Consider the following 1,823-nt stretch of genomic DNA (forward strand, 5'->3'; position numbering starts at 1 on the left):
AGGTGGCACTCTAGCCTCTCCCCTCGATCTTGGCCGCCTTGGCGGCGTCCGACCACCAGGTCTCGGGGGCGCCGCGCGCATAGCGCGGCTTGGTCTCCGGGCGGCCGAACACGTCCCAGTAGGCGAGCCAGTGCGACGCTTTGTACCACTGTGGCACCCAGTATCGCCCGGCCCGGATCACCCGGTCGAGGGCGCGCGCCGCGATCACCAGGTCGGCGCGGGTGTTCGCCGCGATGATCGCCTCGATCAGCGCGTCGACCGCCGGGTCGGCGATGCCGGCGAGGTTTTGGGTCCCCTTGATGGCGGCTGCCTGCGAGGAGAAATAGTTTCGCAGCGCGTCGCCCGGCGTGGTCGAGAACGAGAAGCGCTGGATGAGCACGTCGAAGTCGAAGGCGTCGCGCCGCGCCTGGTACTGCACCGGATCGACCATGCGCAGCGTCGCGTCGATGCCGAGCAGGCCGAGATTCTTGATGTAGAGCATGTGGTGCGGCTGGAAGGCCGGCTCGTCGAGCAGGAACTCGATCGTCACCGGCTCGCCGTTCGGCGCCACCCGCTTGCCGTTCTTCACCGGATAGCCGGCGTCTCCGAGGAGCTGCGTCGCGCGGCGCAGCAGCGTGCGGTCCTGCCCCGAGCCGTCCGAGACCGGCGGCACGAAGGGCTCCCCGAACACCTCGTCCGGCACTTTTCCGCGGAACTTCTCCAGGAGGGCCAGCTCGGCGCCCTCGGGCTTGCCCTGCGCCATCATGTCGGAGTTCTGGAACACCGAATGGGTGCGCTGATAGGAGCCGTACATCAGCGATTTGTTGGTCCACTCGAAGTCGAACGCGACGATCAGCGCCTCGCGCAGCTTCGGGTTCTTGAACTTCTCCCGGCGGACATTGAGGAACCAGCCCTGCGCGCCGGACGGCGTGTCGTCGGGCAGCACGTCGCGCTTGACGCGTCCGTCGCGGATCGCCGGGAAGTCGTAGCGGGTCGCCCAGATGCGCGAGGTGAACTCCTCGCGGAACAGATAGCTCTTGCCCGTGAAGCCCTCGAAGGCGACGTCGCGGTCGCGGTAGAACTCGTAGCGGAGCGTGTCGAAATTGGACTGCCCGATCGACACCGGCAGGCTCGCGCCCCACCAGTCCTTGACGCGGTCGTACTCGATGTAGCGGCCCGGCTCGAAGCGGCCGACCTTGTAAGGACCGGAGCCGAGCGGCACGTCGAGGGTCGTCTCGTCGAACGGCTTCGACCCATAGTAGGCGCGGGAGAAGATCGGCAGGGCGGCGACGAACAGCGGCACGTCGCGGGCGCGGCCCGGCGCGAACCGCACCGTCACCTGCGCGTCGTCCTCGGCCTCGGCCGAGATCATGTCGCGCAGGAGCTGGCCGATCACCGGATGGCCCTTGGCCTTCAGCGTGGTCACCGACCACGCCACGTCGTGCGCCGTGATTTTGGTGCCGTCGTGGAAGCGCGCCTCGGGGCGCAGCACGAAGGTGTGGGCGAGCCCGTCGGGCGCGATCCGCACGGCGCGGGCCGCCAGCCCGTACATGGCGTCCGGCTCGTCGCTCGCCCGCGCCATCAGGCTGGTGAAGGTCAGCTCCATGCCGAGCGCCGCGTCGCCGCGCAGGATCCAGCTGTTGAGCGAGTTGAAGGTGAGGAAGTTCTGATTGAACTGCCGGGTCGAGCCGATCAGCGAGAAGGTGCCGCCCTTCGGCGCCTGCGGGTTCACGTAGTCGAAATGGCGGAAGTCGGCCGGGTATTTCAGGTCGCCGAAGGCCGAGAGCCCGTGGCTCTCGGGGGCGTCCACAGGAGCCGCGGAGGCGCGCCGGGGCAGCGCGGCC

At 68.8% G+C, this 1,823-nt stretch carries 1 protein-coding gene; it reads right to left on the reverse strand.

From position 1 onward, the window contains the following. Window positions 1–10 precede the first annotated feature (10 nt). On the reverse strand, window positions 11–1,823 hold a 1,813-nt coding region (locus CH341_RS31055), incomplete at its 5' end, for an extracellular solute-binding protein (RefSeq protein ID WP_210208696.1).

The sequence above is a fragment of the Rhodoplanes roseus genome, from assembly GCF_003258865.1.
GTDB classification, from domain to species: Bacteria; Pseudomonadota; Alphaproteobacteria; order Rhizobiales; family Xanthobacteraceae; genus Rhodoplanes; species Rhodoplanes roseus.